Annotated in this window: 14 protein-coding genes; 7 read left to right on the plus strand and 7 right to left on the minus strand. The window is 71.1% G+C overall.

The annotated features are described in order from the left end of the window. The first annotated feature begins 19 nt into the window (after window positions 1-19). Both EDD90_RS00305 and EDD90_RS00310 read left to right on the plus strand, forming a co-directional pair. Window positions 20-685, plus strand: a complete 666-nt coding sequence (locus EDD90_RS00305; RefSeq protein ID WP_123971166.1) for a TetR/AcrR family transcriptional regulator — start codon at window positions 20-22, stop codon at window positions 683-685. A 33-nt stretch (window positions 686-718) separates the two neighbouring features. Then, entirely contained in the window at window positions 719-1,225 is a 507-nt protein-coding gene (locus tag EDD90_RS00310) for a hypothetical protein (protein ID WP_123971167.1), read from the plus strand. 11 nt (window positions 1,226-1,236) lie between these two features. Here EDD90_RS00310 and EDD90_RS00315 read toward each other — a convergent pair whose 3' ends face one another. Together EDD90_RS00315 and EDD90_RS00320 are read right to left on the minus strand one after the other, a co-directional pair. Beyond that, window positions 1,237-2,235, minus strand: coding sequence for an amidohydrolase family protein (locus EDD90_RS00315; RefSeq protein WP_123971168.1), 999 nt, complete (start codon window positions 2,233-2,235; stop codon window positions 1,237-1,239). 164 nt (window positions 2,236-2,399) lie between these two features. Then, complete coding sequence (locus tag EDD90_RS00320) at window positions 2,400-2,663, minus strand: DUF2630 family protein (RefSeq protein WP_123971169.1); 264 nt, start codon at window positions 2,661-2,663, stop codon at window positions 2,400-2,402. Window positions 2,664-2,990: 327 nt separating this feature from the next. Here EDD90_RS00320 and EDD90_RS00325 point away from each other — a divergent pair, with 327 nt between their 5' ends. Next, on the plus strand, window positions 2,991-5,990 hold the full coding sequence (locus tag EDD90_RS00325; RefSeq protein ID WP_123971170.1) for a glycosyl hydrolase: 3,000 nt from the start codon (window positions 2,991-2,993) through the stop codon (window positions 5,988-5,990). A 37-nt stretch (window positions 5,991-6,027) separates the two neighbouring features. Further along, entirely contained in the window at window positions 6,028-6,546 is a 519-nt protein-coding gene (locus EDD90_RS00330; RefSeq protein WP_123971171.1) for an adenylate kinase, read from the plus strand. A 229-nt stretch (window positions 6,547-6,775) separates the two neighbouring features. Here EDD90_RS00330 and EDD90_RS00335 read toward each other — a convergent pair whose 3' ends face one another. Beyond that, the gene (locus tag EDD90_RS00335; RefSeq protein ID WP_311737191.1) at window positions 6,776-8,785 is read right to left on the minus strand and encodes a CASTOR/POLLUX-related putative ion channel; all 2,010 of its coding nucleotides are present in this window, start codon (window positions 8,783-8,785) and stop codon (window positions 6,776-6,778) included. A 494-nt stretch (window positions 8,786-9,279) separates the two neighbouring features. On the opposite strand from EDD90_RS00335, the gene EDD90_RS00340 reads away from it, so the two are divergent. Next, window positions 9,280-10,635 carry an RICIN domain-containing protein gene (locus tag EDD90_RS00340; RefSeq protein WP_398928400.1) on the plus strand — a complete coding sequence of 452 codons (1,356 nt, stop codon included), beginning with the start codon at window positions 9,280-9,282 and terminating at the stop codon, window positions 10,633-10,635. 90 nt (window positions 10,636-10,725) lie between these two features. On the opposite strand, the gene EDD90_RS00345 is transcribed toward EDD90_RS00340, so the two are convergent. Further along, entirely contained in the window at window positions 10,726-11,307 is a 582-nt protein-coding gene (locus EDD90_RS00345; protein WP_123971174.1) for a TetR/AcrR family transcriptional regulator, read from the minus strand. 106 nt (window positions 11,308-11,413) lie between these two features. On the opposite strand from EDD90_RS00345, the gene EDD90_RS00350 reads away from it, so the two are divergent. Further along, window positions 11,414-12,613, plus strand: a complete 1,200-nt coding sequence (locus EDD90_RS00350; RefSeq protein ID WP_123971175.1) for an MFS transporter — start codon at window positions 11,414-11,416, stop codon at window positions 12,611-12,613. Between the two features lie 262 nt (window positions 12,614-12,875). Then, window positions 12,876-13,046 carry a hypothetical protein gene (locus EDD90_RS55005; protein ID WP_185149692.1) on the plus strand — a complete coding sequence of 57 codons (171 nt, stop codon included), beginning with the start codon at window positions 12,876-12,878 and terminating at the stop codon, window positions 13,044-13,046. A 345-nt stretch (window positions 13,047-13,391) separates the two neighbouring features. Here the strand turns inward: EDD90_RS55005 and EDD90_RS56265 are convergent, their stop codons facing one another. From EDD90_RS56265 to EDD90_RS55015, 3 genes are all read right to left on the minus strand, one after another. Then, window positions 13,392-13,724: a hypothetical protein gene (locus EDD90_RS56265; protein ID WP_123971176.1), complete on the minus strand. Its 333-nt coding sequence runs from the start codon at window positions 13,722-13,724 to the stop codon at window positions 13,392-13,394. A 201-nt stretch (window positions 13,725-13,925) separates the two neighbouring features. After that, window positions 13,926-14,372, minus strand: a complete 447-nt coding sequence (locus EDD90_RS00360; protein ID WP_123971177.1) for a DoxX family protein — start codon at window positions 14,370-14,372, stop codon at window positions 13,926-13,928. Window positions 14,373-14,538: 166 nt separating this feature from the next. Then, complete coding sequence (locus tag EDD90_RS55015; RefSeq protein WP_185148819.1) at window positions 14,539-14,715, minus strand: hypothetical protein; 177 nt, start codon at window positions 14,713-14,715, stop codon at window positions 14,539-14,541. Window positions 14,716-14,750: the final 35 nt, after the last annotated feature.

Raw genomic sequence — 14,750 nt, forward strand, 5'->3', positions numbered from 1 at the left:
AGGTGGTTAGCATCTTCGTATGGAAAGGGCGACGACGCGGCAGGGTACGGCCCCACGGAACTACCCCAAGGGGGAGCGTCGGCGCGCCCAGATCATCGAGGCCGCGTTCACCGCGTTCGGGCAGGTCGGCTACCGCAACGCGAGCATGGTCCAGCTCGCCGCCGCCTGCGGTGTCTCGCGGGCCGGCCTGCTGCACCACTTCCCGACGAAGGAATCACTCCTGGAGGCGGTCCTCGAGGAGCGCGAGCGCCAGGACGACGAGCACTTCTTCCGGTCGGGGGCGGTCAACCACGACGGTCTGGAGTATTTCGCCAGCATGATCCGGCTCGTCGCGCACAACCAGGCCAACCCGCTGATCGTGAGCCTGTTCGCGGTGCTGTCCAGCGAGTCCACCGCGGCGGACCATCCGGCGCGGCCGTACTTCGTCACGCGCTACGAACGTGCCCGCAGGCAGATGCAGTTGGCCGTCGACGACCTGGCGCGCCGCGGTCTGCTGCGCCCCCACGTGGATCCGTCGGGGCTGGCGGCGGACCTCATCGCATTCATCGACGGCCTGCAGATCCAGTGGCTGCTCAGCCCGCACGTCATCGACATGCCGGACCATCTGCGCACGATGCTGCGCAGCCTCATCAGCGTCGAACTCCCTCAGCCGGGCGAACCGGGGCCAGGACACGGAGGCCCGTGAACGCCGGTGGAACCGTGTGCTTGAATTCCGGCCATGGACGGCACCGCCCGCATGTGGATCGGCAGCATCCCCTCGTTCGACCCGGACGGCCAGGGCGTCGTCCTGGCCGTCGACCAGGCGTCCTCCGACCCCGCCGAGCGCATGGTCTGTGTGCTGCTGAACCGGGGTCATGAGGGTGAGGAGGGCGTGTTCTACCTGTTGCCGCATGATCTCTCGGCCCGTTACGGGCGTACGGGGGAACGGCTCCGTGTCTCCTTGCTGGCCCGCTGGGACGTCCTCGCCGACGATCTGAAGTCACATCCGGCAGCGCTGCGTGCGCACCTCGCCGGACTCCCCCGCGACCCCGGTCACGACGACCGTGTCGTGCTCGTGCGCCGGGAGACGGTCACCGACTTCGTGCCGCCCGAGCATGACGGCATACCGCAGCCCGTCGTTCTGATCGACCACGTCGGCGGGCCGGTCGGACTGGCCGAGCTGGTCGGTCTGTTCGACGCGCAGGAGTCGGGCATCACCGTCGTCGCCGCGACGCCGGGACACTGAGCACGTCCTCGTCAGACCCGGAACAGCCGTGCCGCGTTGTCGTGGCACACCTCTCGCAGCCACTCCCGGCCGAGGTCCAGACGTTCCAGGGCGTGGAGTTGGTGTACGTACGGGTACGGGATGTTGGGGAAGTCGGAGCCGAGCAGGATGCGGTCGCCGAGGGCGGCGATCCGTGGCAGCGCGCGGGGCGGAAACGGCATGAACTGCTCGGTGAAGTCGGTGAACGCCATGGTCGTGTCCAGCCGCACCTCCTCGTGCCGCTCGGCCAGGCCGAGGAAGTCCTCGTACTCGGGCATCCCCATGTGCGCGATGATCAGCCGCAGCCTCGGATGCCGCGCGAGTACCCGCGCGATCGCCTCGGGGCCGGTGTGCTTGCCGGGCGCCGGACCCGAACCGCAGTGAATCACCACCGGGATCCCGGCGTCGGCCAGCAACCCCCAGGCCTGCTGGAGGAGTTCGTCGGCCGGGTCGTACACCCCCACCTGGACGTGTGCCTTGAACACCCGGGCTCCCGCTTCGACGGCCTCACGGACGTATGTCTCGACACCCGGCTCGGGGAAGAGGGTCGCGGTGTGCAGACAGTCGGGGGTGCGGCGGGCGAAGTCGGCCGCCCACGCGTTCAGCCAGGTCGCCATGCCGGGCTTGTGCGGGTAGAGCATCGCGGTGAAGGCCCGGACGCCGAACTCACGGAGGAGGGTGGTCCGTTCCGCCTCCTCCCGCCGGTAGGTGATCGGCCATTCGAGTCCGCCGATCAGCGGTCCGTTCGTGTCGAAGTAGTTCCAGACCTTGTGCAGGACCCGCTCGGGCATGAAGTGGGTGTGGACGTCGATCAGTCCGGGGAGGTCGAGTCGCTCCCGAAAACGGCGTACCTCACCGGTCTCCGCGGGCGAAACCTCGCCGCTCGCGCCTTCCCCGACACCTTCGGCATCACCCGGTGTCGCGGAGCCGGCTCGCTGGGCGGAGCCGTGGGCGGGGGCGGGGCCGGCGGGTGCCGTGCGGTGATCGTTCATACCGCCCACGATCGGTGGTGGTGAGCGGCGAGTCCAGTCCCTCTCCGCCGGAGACGCGCGCGAGACCGCGCCCGCGCGGGAGGACGGGCCGGGCGGGAGGACGGGCCGGGCGGCACCCCCTGTGCGGGTGCCGCCCGGCCGGCGGGTCGTGCCCCTGCGGTCCCTCAGGACAGATAGCCCTCGACCTGGGACGCCGAGCGGACATTGGCCTCGCCCGGGTCCTGTCCCGCCTCGATCCTGGCCCGGCGCTGCCGGAGCAGGTCCCAGCACTGGTCGAGTTCGGTCTCCAGGTGTGCCAGGAGGGCGTGCTCGGTCGCCCCGTCGATCTCCTGCTGCGCCAGGCGGGCACGCAGGTCCTTCTCCTGGCTGATCATTTCCGTGATGCGGCCGAGTATCTCCTTCTCGGCCTCGGCGTCTGGTCCAGTCATGGCTGCCTCTTTCCGGACGGCGGAGTGGATGAAGACTACGACAGGGCGTTAGGCGGTTGTCCCACTCCTTCTCCCACTCGGCCCCGGCCGCATCGGCCCGGCGAACGAACCACGGCGGCCGCCAAGTGCCGCCGACGGCCGCCCTGTTCGCCCAGCAAGCGGGCGGGACGCCGCCCCAAGTGGCTTCACACGCAGCCGCCTTGAATCGTTGTCACGGCTATTGACCTCAGCTCGACGGGCGGAATACGGTTCCCGCGCCTGCCGTGATTGAATCGATTCAATCATGGCTTGCCCGTGACCACCCTTGGGACCACTTGGGGTTGAACCATGCTCGAATCCCCCTCTCATCGCGGCGGGACCACCCGTCGGTCGGTGCTGGCTGCCGGTCTGTCGACCGGCCTGCTCGCCGCCCTCGGGCCGGCGGCCACCGCCGCAGCCACGGGAGCCGTACCCGCGGCGGACTGGTTCGCGGCACCGGCGAGGACGGTCCGGCCCAGGTTCCGTTGGTGGTGGCCGGACGGGCTGGTGGATCCCGTCGAGATCGCGCGGGAGATCGACCAGATCGCGGACGCGGGATTCGGCGGGGCCGAGATCGCGGCCGTGCACCACAGCATCACCGACACCTCTGTGCTGGACACCGCCCACCGCGGCTGGGGCAGTGCCGCTTGGCGCGACGGGGTGGCCGCCGCGTTGCGCCAGGCGGCCCGGCGCGGTCTGACCGTCGACCTCACCCTCGGCCCGAGCTGGCCCGTCGCCGTACCGGGTGTCACCCCCGACGACGACGCGGCGGTCAAGGAACTCTCCTACGGCAAGGCCTCGTTGACGGCTGGCGCCGCCTACGACGGACCGGTGCCGCCCCCGGTCCGCGCAGCCGCCTCCGGTGTGACCGTGCAGACGCTGCTCGCGGTGCAGGCCGCCCGGGTGAACACCGCCAACTCCACCGGCAAGGCGACCGGGCTGGACGCGGACAGCGTCACCGACCTCACCGCCCAGGTGTCGGACGGCAACCTGCGCTGGACCCCGCCCGACCTGGCGACCTGGGTGATCCTGTCGTACTGGCAGCGGGGTTCCGGACAGCAGCCCGAGGCGGGACCACACTCCTCCCCCGCCGCCTACGTCGTCGACCACTTCAGCGCGGCCGGGACCGCCGCCGTCACCCGTTACTGGGACGGCGAGATCCTCGACCCCACGCTGCGCAGACTGCTCGGATCGGCGGGCGGTGCCTTCTTCGAGGACTCCGTGGAGCTGGAGACCAAAGGGCTGCAGTGGACGCCCGGGCTGCCCGACGCGTTCCGCCGGCACACGGGACGCGACCTGCTGCCGTATCTGCCGGCCGTCGTCCTCGACAGCGGCAACCAGGTCTTCGCCTTCGAGGCCCGGCTCACCCAGGAGATCCGGCACGACTTCTGGGCGACCGTGTCGGACCTGTTCAACGAGCACCACCTGGGGGCGCTCAAGGACTGGGCGCACGGGCACGGCATGAAGCTGCGCTCCCAGCCGTACGGCCTGCAGACCGACGCGATCGCCTCGGCGGCCGTCCTCGACATCCCCGAGGGCGAATCGCTCGGCTTCAAGAACCTCGACGACTACCGCTGCCTCGCCGGCGGCCGCGACATGGCGGGCCACCGCATCCTGTCCTGCGAGGGGGGCGCGTACGCGGGCGGCGCCTACAACACCACCTGGGACAGGTTCCTGCGCACCATGGGCGGCGCGTACGCGGCGGGCGTCAACCAGACGGTGATCCACGGCTTCTCCTACGCCACCGCGCCGGGCGTCGCCTGGCCCGGGTTCGCCGCGTTCAGTCCCTACGGCGGTGCACCGGGGTACGGCGAGTCATGGGGGCCGCGCCAGCCCACGTGGCGGCACGTCCCGGACGTCGCCGGCTACCTCGGCCGCGTGCACCAGGTGCTCCAGTCCGGCACCGCCCGCGCGGACGTCGCCGTCTTCCGGCAGACCGGCTACACCGCGACCGGCATCGGCGCCTCGTGGCTTACCGCCACGGGCGTCCCGCTCGGCTGGACCCACCAGTTCCTCAGCGGGCCCCTGCTCGACCTGCCCTCGGCCAGGGTGTCCGGCAACCGCCTCGCGCCGGACGGGCCCGCCTACAAGGCCCTCTTCCTCGAAGGCGACTTCTTCTACGGCTCCAGCCCCACGCTGGCCGTCGCCGACGCCCGCAAGGTACTGGGCCTCGCTCGGGACGGGCTGCCCACCGTGCTCCTCGGCGCCTTCGGCCAGCCCCTCACCCCGGGGCTCCCCGACGACGGTGAGACGGCCGAACTGCGCGCACTCACGGCGCAGTTGCTGTCCCTGCCGAATGTCCGTCAGGTCAGTGACAAGACCCTGGTGGGCGCGGCCTTCGCGGAGCTCGGTGTGACACCCGACGCCTCCTACGCCACGCCCTCGACCCTGCTCAACGCGCACCGGGTGACCGACGAGGCCGACTTCTACTACCTGTGCAACGGCAAGCACGCCGAGACGGTCAAGCCGCCGGTCACCGTCATCGACCACGATGTGACACTGCACAGCACCCGGCGCTCGGGTTCCGGCACGGTTCCCCACCTCCTCGATCCCTGGACCGGGCGGGTCTCCCGGCTCGCCCGGTACACCCAGGACGGGGACGCGTTCACGTTCCGGGTGACGCTCCAGCCCGGCGAGACGCTCGTCGTCGCGCTGGCACGGCCCGCCGCGTTCGGGGACCGTTCCGGCTCCCGTCCGCATGTGGTGGCCACCGACGCGGACAGTGTGCTGTTCACGGACGGCTCGCCGGCCGTGCGCGCGACAGCGGCCGGCACGTACACCACCACCCTGTCGAACGGCCGCACGGTCACCACGGAGATCCCCGAGGTCCCGGCGCCCGTCACCCTCGACGGGTGGAGTCTCACGGTCGACGACTGGCGGCCCGGCGCCGACGCCGCCAGCACCGAGATCGTCAGGCGCTCCGTCACCCTCGACGCGCTGCTGCCCTGGTCGCAGATCCCGGAGCTGGCCGACGTCGGCGGCATCGGCCGCTACCGCACGACCGTCACGCTCCCCCGGACGTGGACGTCCTCGATGGGCGCCCTGCTGCGGCTGGGCACCGTCAGCGACACCTGCCGGGTCTCCGTCAACGGCTCCCGGCTCGATCCCGTCGACCGCCTCAACCCCGTGGTGGACTTGTGCGGGCTGCTCCGCCCCGGCACCAACACCGTCGAAGTGGAGGTCGCCACACCGCTGTTCAACCGGCTCCGGGTCAGCAACCCGGCGGTCTTCGGAGGGGCGGCACGCCAGTCGTACGGCCTCGTCGGCCCGGTCCAGCTCGTCCCCTACGCCCAGCGGACGGTGGCCTGAACCGGCCCGGTCCGGGCAGCCCGGATAGGGTGCCGCCGTGAAACGGATCCTGGTGGTGGGTGTCACCGGCGCGGGCAAGTCCACGCTCGCGCACACCGTCGGCCGTCGGCTGGGGCTGCCGTACCACGAGATGGACGCGCTGTACTTCAGCGGCCCCGGCTGGGCGGTGAACGGCGCGTTCGGCGAGGACGTGGCGCGCTTCAGCGCACAGCCGCGCTGGGTCGTGGACTCCCTCGGCTACCCGGAGGTCCGCGATCTCCTGTGGGGTCGCGCCGACACCGTGGTGTGGCTGGACTATCCCCGGCATGTGGTCATGCCCCGGGTGGTGCGCCGGTCCCTCCGGCGCTCCGCCAGGCGTGAGGTGTTGTTCGGCGGCAACCGGGAGACCTGGGGCGGCTGGCTGAGCCGGGAACACCCGGTGTGGTGGTCCTGGTCCCAGCACGCGGCGCGGCGCGAGGAGATCGCACGGCGGACCCGTGACCCGCGCTTCGCACCGCTCGAAACCCTCCGTTTCGCCGACCCCGGCGAAACTGCCGCCTGGCTGGCCGGTCTCTGACCCGGGCTCAGGCCGCGGTTCCATGGCGGAAATCGTCCGACGGCCGCGGCAACGCGAAGGGCCCGTCCGGAGTACGGACGGGCCCTTTCAGCGAGCGCCGGGCAGGCCTTGCACCTGCATTTCCCCACAGGAAGCGGAGCGTCTTTCCTTGGACCACCAACGCGGCACCGGGCTCCGGGACTTCACGGCGACCAGCTCGTGATCAATGCTAGCGCACCCGACGGATGCCTCACTCCACACCACTGCTCCGCGCCTCGGCAGTCCCTGTCCGGTGCGGTGCAGACTCGGTCGCACGGTGGTCCGGTCCCGGGGCGGGCAGGGCCTGAGGGCCGCCGTCGGCGGTGCCCGGCCCGGCGGTGAGCACCAGGACCTCGTCGGCGGCGCTCCACACGCGCCGTTCGGACTTGCCGGGACACAACAGGACACGGTCGTACGGCCGGAGCGCGTGCGGATCGTGCGCGCGGTAGCCGATCGCGCACTCACCGCGCTCCAGCGCCGCCGCGACCACCGCGGCGAACGCGGCCTCGTGGCCGGGCAGTACGTAGCGGTCGGCCGTGCGCAGGGTCAGGGCGCCGCCGCGCATGGCGAAGATCTCCTCGAACACGGCGGCCAGTTCGGGGTTCTGCACGATCTGCGCCATCAGCAGGGCGGTGAGTTCGCCCCGGACGACGACATCGGACGCCGGGCCCAGCGGGGCGACCGTACGGCTGCGGTGGTCGCGCATCTCCGCCACGACCGGCAGCAGACGCCCGGACCGCTCCTCCCACGCCCGCAGGGTCAGCAGGGCCAACAGGGTTCGCTCGTCGGGCCGTTCAGGACCGTTCCCCTCGTCCGCCCCGAGGGCGATGACGCTGTCGTAGGCGGAGAGGTCGACTCCGTGCAGGGCCTCGGGAGCGGCCAGGTCACGGGTGTGGTGCACGACGGCGAGCGACTCGGCGGCGGCCTGGGGCGACGGGATCTCCTGCCGCGTGGGGGCGGAGTCGGTGGGGGTCACCACGTCGAGGACGGAGCCGGACCGGGCGGTGCGGCGCAGGGCATCCACGATCAGCGGGGCCCGACGGTTCCAGCCCAGCAGCAACAGCCGTGCGGGGTTTTCCTGCACCGGCCCGGGCGGTGTCGGAAGCACCGTGCTGTCGACACCGGCCCAGCGGTCCGTGAGCGAGACGGCCCGGTCGTCGTGGGCGACGGTGACCAGCCGGTCCCCCGGTTCCAGCACGCTCTGCGGCGGGGGTGTGCGCAGCGGCCGGCCGTCCGGGCGCAGGATTCCCACCGCGCAGGACGTCTCCAGGCGCAGGGCGACCTCCTCGAAGGACAGTCCCACCGCCTCCGGGACGTCGGCCACATGGAACTCGGCGCCGGAGAAGTCGAGGAGGTCACGCAGCGCCGACGGCATCCCGGGCCGCCGGGCCGCCTGGACGAGCAGCCGTGCCGAGGTCCGGTCGGTCTCCAGGACGGTGCCGCGCGCTCCCGCGGCCAGCCGTGCGGCGGGCACGTAGCGGCCGTCGTGGACGGCGGCGACCACCCGCGGTCCGTTCCGTCCGTCGTCGGCGCCGAGCACAGCGCGCAGCGCCAGCAGGGTCCGTACGACCGTGAGATCGCCGTCGGAGTCGTCCGCGGGCAGTACCGCCACCGCCCTGGCCGCGCCCGGGGTGACCAGGGCCAGGGCGTCGGGGTCGGTGGGAGCGCCGGTCCGGCAGACCAGCCGGACTCCGTCGGTGACGCCCAGGGCGGCGGTGAGCGCGCTCTCCATGCGCGCCGGGTCCAGGTCGGCCAGCACGGTGATCACATGCCGTCCGGCCCCGCCCCGGCCTCTTGCGCCCCGCCCGCTTCCAGCGCGTCCGGCGATCAGTTCGGAGACCAGGGTGAAGATCTGGTCGGTCCAGCCGAGCACCACGTCGTGATCGTGCTCCAGCACCCGTGAGCGGCCGCGCCGCAGTTCGGTGAGTCGGTCGCCGAGGCCCGTGGTGACGACTCCGACGACCGTCGACACGCACAGCAGGGCGATCAGGCCGAGCAGCACGGACAGCAGCATCCGCGTCGGTGCGCCGGTCACCGCGCCGAGCCTGAGGGTCTCCGCGCTGGTGCGCCACACCTGGGCGAGCCGGCCGGAGAGGGAGCGCGGCGCGCCGGGGTCCGTCCACACCAGCAGGGTGCTGACGGGCACGACGACCGCCAGACAGCACAAGGCGAGCCAGCCGAGCAGTGCGCCTGTGCTGCGGGCGAGCGTCCTGTCGAACAAGTACCGTGCCTGGTGCCGTAACGAAGTCCGTTCCTGCCCTCGTTCCATCTCAGCCCCCTGATCCCCGCATATGCCTCGGCAATTCGGAGAATGCCGGGTGCGCGGCGCGCGACACGCCGTCCGACCGGGACCTTCATCCTTTCGGGCAGCGTCGGGGAGCCGAAACCCGGGCGGGTCCCGGTGCCGGCGCGGGGCCGTGCCGCGGTCATGGCAGGCCCGGCGGAGGGTTGCCCGCACCGCCTGTTCACCCTGCTCGCCTGTCACCGGCTCCTGTTCGCCACCGTGTCCCGTGCGCGTCCTCGCAGGCCGTGGGTGTCGCGGCAGCTCCGAGCCGGTCCGGCACATCCGGTCCGCTTTCGCTGACGTTCCATCAAGTTCGGTTGTGTGATGTGGAATTCAGGTTGGACGACTGGCGCCGCACACTTCCCGACGGGTAAGTCATGGCTCTGTCACCATCGGCAACTCCTGCCACAGCGAAGGGATTTCCCGTGCGTCTGCGCCCCTTGCGCGTCCTGTGCTGTTCCGCCGTCCTCGCTCTGTCGGCGCCCGTCCTGCTCCCGGGCACCGCCTCGGCCACGGTCCCCACATCCTCGGTCTATCTCCAGAACTACGTCACCGGTCTCAACGCGGCCGACAGCAGCGGCACCGTCGCGTCCCACAATCCCAAGGGCAACGAGGACCACCAGCAGTGGACCGCCGTCGCGGTCAGCGGTGGATACCAGCTCCAGAACGCCGACGAGTCCGGCACCTGCCTGGGGCGCAACGGAACCGCAGCGGTCACCGCCACCTGCGGCGCGGACGGCACCACCTGGGCGATCACCGCCGGCGCCGACAGCACCTACACGGTCGCCGTCCCCGGTACCTCGCAGTACCTGACCGGATCGACCTCGGACTCGAATTCCGTGCAGCTGGGCGCCTCGGGCGATCTCGCCCGCTGGTACCTCACCCCGGTCTCCTACGCCACCTCGGCGATGCCCTCGGCCGACACCCGCACCCTCGACCAGGTCACGTTCCTGACCGCCCACAACGCCTTCGCCAACAGCTCCGACGGCAACTTCGCCTCGTTCCCGGTCAGCCTGTTCCCCAACCAGAACTACGGTATCAACCGTCAACTCTCCGACGGTGTGCGCGGGTTCATGCTCGACGACTACACCGTCTCCGGCCAGGCGGTCCTGTGCCACAACAGCTGCGACGGCGTCAGCAGTCCGGTTCCGCTCGCCACCGACCTCCAGCGCATCGTCGACTTCCTCAAGGCGAACCCCGGCCAGTTCGCGACGGTGTTCCTGGAGGACTACGCCTCCTCGGACGTGCTGAAGTCCTCGCTCGCCTCCGTCAGCGGTCTGTCCGACGTGCTGTACCGGCCCGACCAGGAGGGCGTGGCGAGCAAGGGCTGGCCGGCCATGGCCGATCTGGCGGCCCGCGGCAAGCAGTTGCTGATCTTCAGCGACCGGACCCGGGCGAGCGACACCGCCAACGGCTGGACCACCCGCGACACCTTCGGCGTGATGTACCAGCGCGAGTGGACCGTGGAGAACTACTGGTCCATGGGCGCCGGTCTCGGTAGCTCCGACTGGTCCTGCTACAGCCGGTGGGGCACCGACAGGCCGCTCACCACCGACTCGTCCGCCTTCCACCCGCTGTTCGTGATGAACCACTTCCGGGACTACCCCATCGCCTCCACCGCCGCCACCGACAACGGCAAGCTCCTCAACCGCGCGCTGAACTTCTGCACGCCCGCCGCCCGGAAGAAGCCCAACTACCTGGCCGTGGACCGCTACGACACCGGCTCGCCGACCCCGCTCAGCTCGGTGGGCACCCTCAACACGTACATCCTCACGCCGGGCCAGTGACCGCCCCCCGGCCGGGGCGGCACGACTGCCGCCCCGGCCGGTTCAAGCCCCGTTCGGTTCAAGCCCCGTTCGGTTCGGGCCCTGTCCGGTTCAGGCCCCGTCCTCCAAGAGACGCGGTGCGGCGGCGACGATCGCGTGCACGGTCTCGGTGACGAGCCGCCGGTCCAGGGGTGCGTCGGCGAAGGCGCGGTGCATCGGCCAGCCCTCGATCAGCGCGTCGAGCGCGCGGGACACCCCGGGCGTGAAGTGCAGGGCGAGGCTGTCCCTGCTGCGTTCCAGCCAGGTGCGGGTGGTGGCGGAGACCGCCTCGTTGTGGTTGGCGTAGGCGTACATCTCGAAGATGAGCGTCATGTCGCGTTCCGTGGCGTAGGCCGGGCCGCAGATCAGCTCGACGACGGCCGCCTCGGCCTCGGCCGTCGAGGCGGCGGACTGCAGGGTCTGCCGGTAGAGCCGGGACATGGTGTCCGACAGGCGGGCGAAGGCCTGCGCGAGCAGGTCCGCCATGCCGTCGAAGTAGTACGTCAGCGAGCCCAGCGGCACCTCGGCCCGCGCCGCGATCCTGCGGTGGGTGGTTCTGTGCACCCCGCTCTCAGCGATCACGTCGAGGGCTGCATCGAGAATGCGCTCCTTGCGTCCGGGATCGTTCGGGATCTCGCGTCGTGTGCCGCTCACGTCCTCAATCTGCCATGGGTTGACCGCTCCAGAGTGTGTACAGATGTACAGGTAAGTGTGTACGGTCGTACAGACTCATGCACGGACACCTCTGGAGCCACCACCCATGACCGCCGACCTCGCCCGGCGCCGCACCGCCGTCTTCGTCCTGCTCTTCGCCCCCGGTCTGACGATCTCCTCCTGGGTGACCCGGACCCCGGACGTACGAGACCTGCTCGGCGCCTCCACCGCGCAGATGGGTCTGATCCTGTTCGGGCTCTCCGTCGGTTCGATGATCGGCATCCTGTGCTCGGGCGCGCTCGTGGCCCGTTGGGGTGCCCGGCTGGTCATCCTGGCCGGTACCTCGGCGATAGCGGCCGGTGCCGTGGTCGTCGGTGTCGGGGCCGCCGTCAGTTCGGGTCCCGGTGTCGCTCTGGGCCTCGGACTGTTCGGGCTGGGCATGGGCGGCGGCGAGGTGGCGCTCAATGTGGAGGGCGCGGAGGTGGAGCGGCTGCTGGGCCGTTCCACGCTGCCCGCCATGCACGGCTTCTTCAGTCTCGGCACGGTGCTCGGCGCGGTGGTCGGTATGTGCCTGACGGCCGTCGGCTTCCCGGTTCTGGTGCATCTCGTCGCCGTCGCCGCGGTGGTGGTGGGTGCCCTGGCCCTGGTCATCCGGCGGGTCCCCGTCGACGTGGGCCGGCAGCACGACTCGAGCGGGAGCCGCGAACCGGGCGCGGCGCGTGCCACGGTGTGGAAGGACCCGGCGCTGCTGCTGATCGGGGGCGTCATCCTCGCCCTCGCCATGGCCGAGGGCACCGCGAACGACTGGCTGCCGCTGGTCATGGTGGACGGGCACGGCTTCGACGCCGCGCTGGGCTCGGCCGCGTACGCGGTGTTCGCCGCCGCGATGACCGTCGGGCGGTTCGTCGGCGGGCGGTTCGTGGACCGGTTCGGGCGGGCGGCGGCGCTGGGCGGGAGCGCGATCGTGGGAGCCGCCGGACTGGCTCTGGTGATCTTCGTCGACAACCAGGCGGTCGCGGCTGCCGCCGCCGTCCTCTGGGGCCTCGGGGCATCCCTCGGGTTCCCCGTCGCGCTCTCCGCGGCAGGCGATTCCGGCCCGGACCCCGCCGCGCGCGTCTCGCTGGCCGCGACCGTCGGTTATGTCGCCTTCCTGGTGGGCCCGCCGTCGCTCGGTTACCTCGGCGAGCACTTCGGGCTGCGGCACGCCCTGATCCTGGTGCTCGTCCTGGTGGTGGCCGCCGTGTTCGCCACACCTGCCGCCCGTTCGCCCTGGGCGGTACGGGACATGGAACCGGCCGGCGGGTGACGTCGGGCACCGGGGCCGGGCGTGCCCCTGTGGACGCCCCACGCGGAGCCGATGTGATGCCCGGCTGCGAGTACGTTCATTTGAGGTAGATGACCACGCCGTTCCTACCGTTCCTTCCTCTCCTGCCGTTGTGCCCCCGCTCACCTTGGTCGCCCTCTCTCCCTTCCCGCCCCGGCAGACCTGTCGGGCCGGTGGGGCCCGGTGCCCCAGAGGGGCCGGAGGGGCCAGGCGGGCCGGGCAGACCCTGCCGGATGCCGTTCCCTTGGATGGCGATGCGCCGGGCTTGAAGTTCGTCGATCTGCTGCTGGTGGGCGACGAGCACAGCTGCCTGCGCGACGAACGTGACAGTCAGCGCTGCGCCGAGCGCGAGGCGGCGTTGCTGACTACGCCACACCTCTTTCACATTTCTCACATCATTCCTCACGCTATGTGATGTCAAAGAGTTGAAGGAAAGGCCGCGGCAGAAGGCTGACTTCCAGGCCGAGCGCCCTTTCCGGGGCGACCGGACCTCCGCCTCCTGCCGATCTCTGCGCGGAGGCGCTGGATCACGTCACGGGCGAAGCGCAGGCGGGTAGGCGGAACGATGTTCGCCTGCTCCGGGGAAGCCCAGGGTGCTCACGCGCTTCGGCGGCCACCTTGAACAGCCCAAGGCGGCCGACCGACGTCGCTGCCGCCCGTCCGGGAGCTCTCCGCAACTCCGGTCGCACCTGTCCGGACTGGGCAAGGATGGAACACCGTTCAGTGCACGAAGGAGGAGACGGCCGGTTGGGCCCGGGGTCTAGCTCTTCGCCGGCGCCGGCGGGGCGACAGCGTCCTTCCCGTCCTTCCCGTTCGTGCCGTCCTTCCCGTTCGCGCCCTCCTTCCCGTCCTTCCCATCCTTGCCGTCCTTGCCCGGCGGGCCGATGGGACCGGCGGGACCAGTGGGACCGGGTGGGCCTGACGGACCGGGAGGGCCGGGCTCAAGGCTCTCCTGGATGTCGACGGGCTGCATCTGCAGGTCGTCGATCTGCACTTGCTGGGCGATCAGCAGAGCTGACTGCACGACGAGCGCGACGGTCAGCACCGAGCCGAGGACGAGGGGGCGCCGCGGACTACGCAGCGCTTCAATCACGCTTCTCACATCATTCCTCACGCTATGTGACGGCGAAAGCGTAAGGGACGCGGACGCGGCAGGGGTGGAACTACGCGTCGAGTGTCTTTCCCGGGTCGGCGGCGGAGCATGAACGAACACCTGACGCCGCCCAGGACCGGCGCGCCAACCCGTACCAGGTGCGGCGGGCCGTCGTTCGGGCCGCTCCCGGGACTCGGGCCGCTATCGGGGTCTGCTCGGCGACCGGCGGAGCGTTCCGGCCGTACGCCCATCGAAGAGCCGGCCGAGGCCGAAGGCGCCGCAGCCCGTGAAGATCAGCAGGAAGAAGCCGAAGCAGAACAGGACCGAGGGCTCGCCGCCGTTCTGAATGGGCCACAACGCGACCTTCTGATGGACGTCGAGATAGGCGAACGCCATCGCACCCGAGGCAACCAGTGCGGCCCAGCGGGTGCCGAGGCCGAGAATCACCAGGGCGCCGGCGACCAACTGGATCACGGCCCCGTACCGGCCGGGCCAGGTGCCGACCGGGATCGTGCCGCCGTTGGTGCCCTCGGTGCCACCGAGTACTCCGAAGAGGGACGCGACGCCCTGCATGGTGAAGAGCAGGCCGAAGGCAGCACGGAACAGTGCGATCGCGTACGGCTGGGCGGCATTGAGGCGAGCGCACATGGGATCTCCTCTGTTGAATACGTGCCGGTTCAACATTCCGTCGGAGTTCCGTCAGAGCGTGCCCCTTCAATTCAATGGGCCGGTCAGTAGATCGATCCTCGGATGCGAGGGCCGCAGACCGTGATCCATCAACGGCACCGCCCGCGGTGCCGGGCCCAACCACCGGTCACTCTCCGCGCAGCGGCTCCGGCTTGGCCCGCACGCCGGCATCCACCCCCACCATCTCGCCGGCCTGCCGGGCCATGCCCGGCCCTGGTGTCTGCCGGACGGCCGGGAGGATCCGCTGACAGTCCGGTGGGAACGCCCTCTCCTCCGCACCCGCCGCGCGGTGCGGGATCATCATCGCCGCACGTGCCCCTGCCGAGAGTCTGGCAGGGG

This window comes from Streptomyces sp. Ag109_O5-1 (assembly GCF_003814875.1).
GTDB classification, from domain to species: Bacteria; Actinomycetota; Actinomycetes; order Streptomycetales; family Streptomycetaceae; genus Streptomyces; species Streptomyces sasae.

Coding starts and splice junctions, on each gene's coding strand:
- EDD90_RS00310 (WP_123971167.1), top strand. CDS start 719: ATGGACGGCACCGCCCGCATGTGGATCGGCAGCATCCCCTCGTTCGAC.
- EDD90_RS00350 (WP_123971175.1), top strand. CDS start 11,414: ATGACCGCCGACCTCGCCCGGCGCCGCACCGCCGTCTTCGTCCTGCTC.
- EDD90_RS00305 (WP_123971166.1), top strand. CDS start 20: ATGGAAAGGGCGACGACGCGGCAGGGTACGGCCCCACGGAACTACCCC.
- EDD90_RS00325 (WP_123971170.1), top strand. CDS start 2,991: ATGCTCGAATCCCCCTCTCATCGCGGCGGGACCACCCGTCGGTCGGTG.
- EDD90_RS00320 (WP_123971169.1), bottom strand. CDS start 2,663: ATGACTGGACCAGACGCCGAGGCCGAGAAGGAGATACTCGGCCGCATC.
- EDD90_RS55015 (WP_185148819.1), bottom strand. CDS start 14,715: ATGATGATCCCGCACCGCGCGGCGGGTGCGGAGGAGAGGGCGTTCCCA.
- EDD90_RS00360 (WP_123971177.1), bottom strand. CDS start 14,372: ATGTGCGCTCGCCTCAATGCCGCCCAGCCGTACGCGATCGCACTGTTC.
- EDD90_RS00315 (WP_123971168.1), bottom strand. CDS start 2,235: ATGAACGATCACCGCACGGCACCCGCCGGCCCCGCCCCCGCCCACGGC.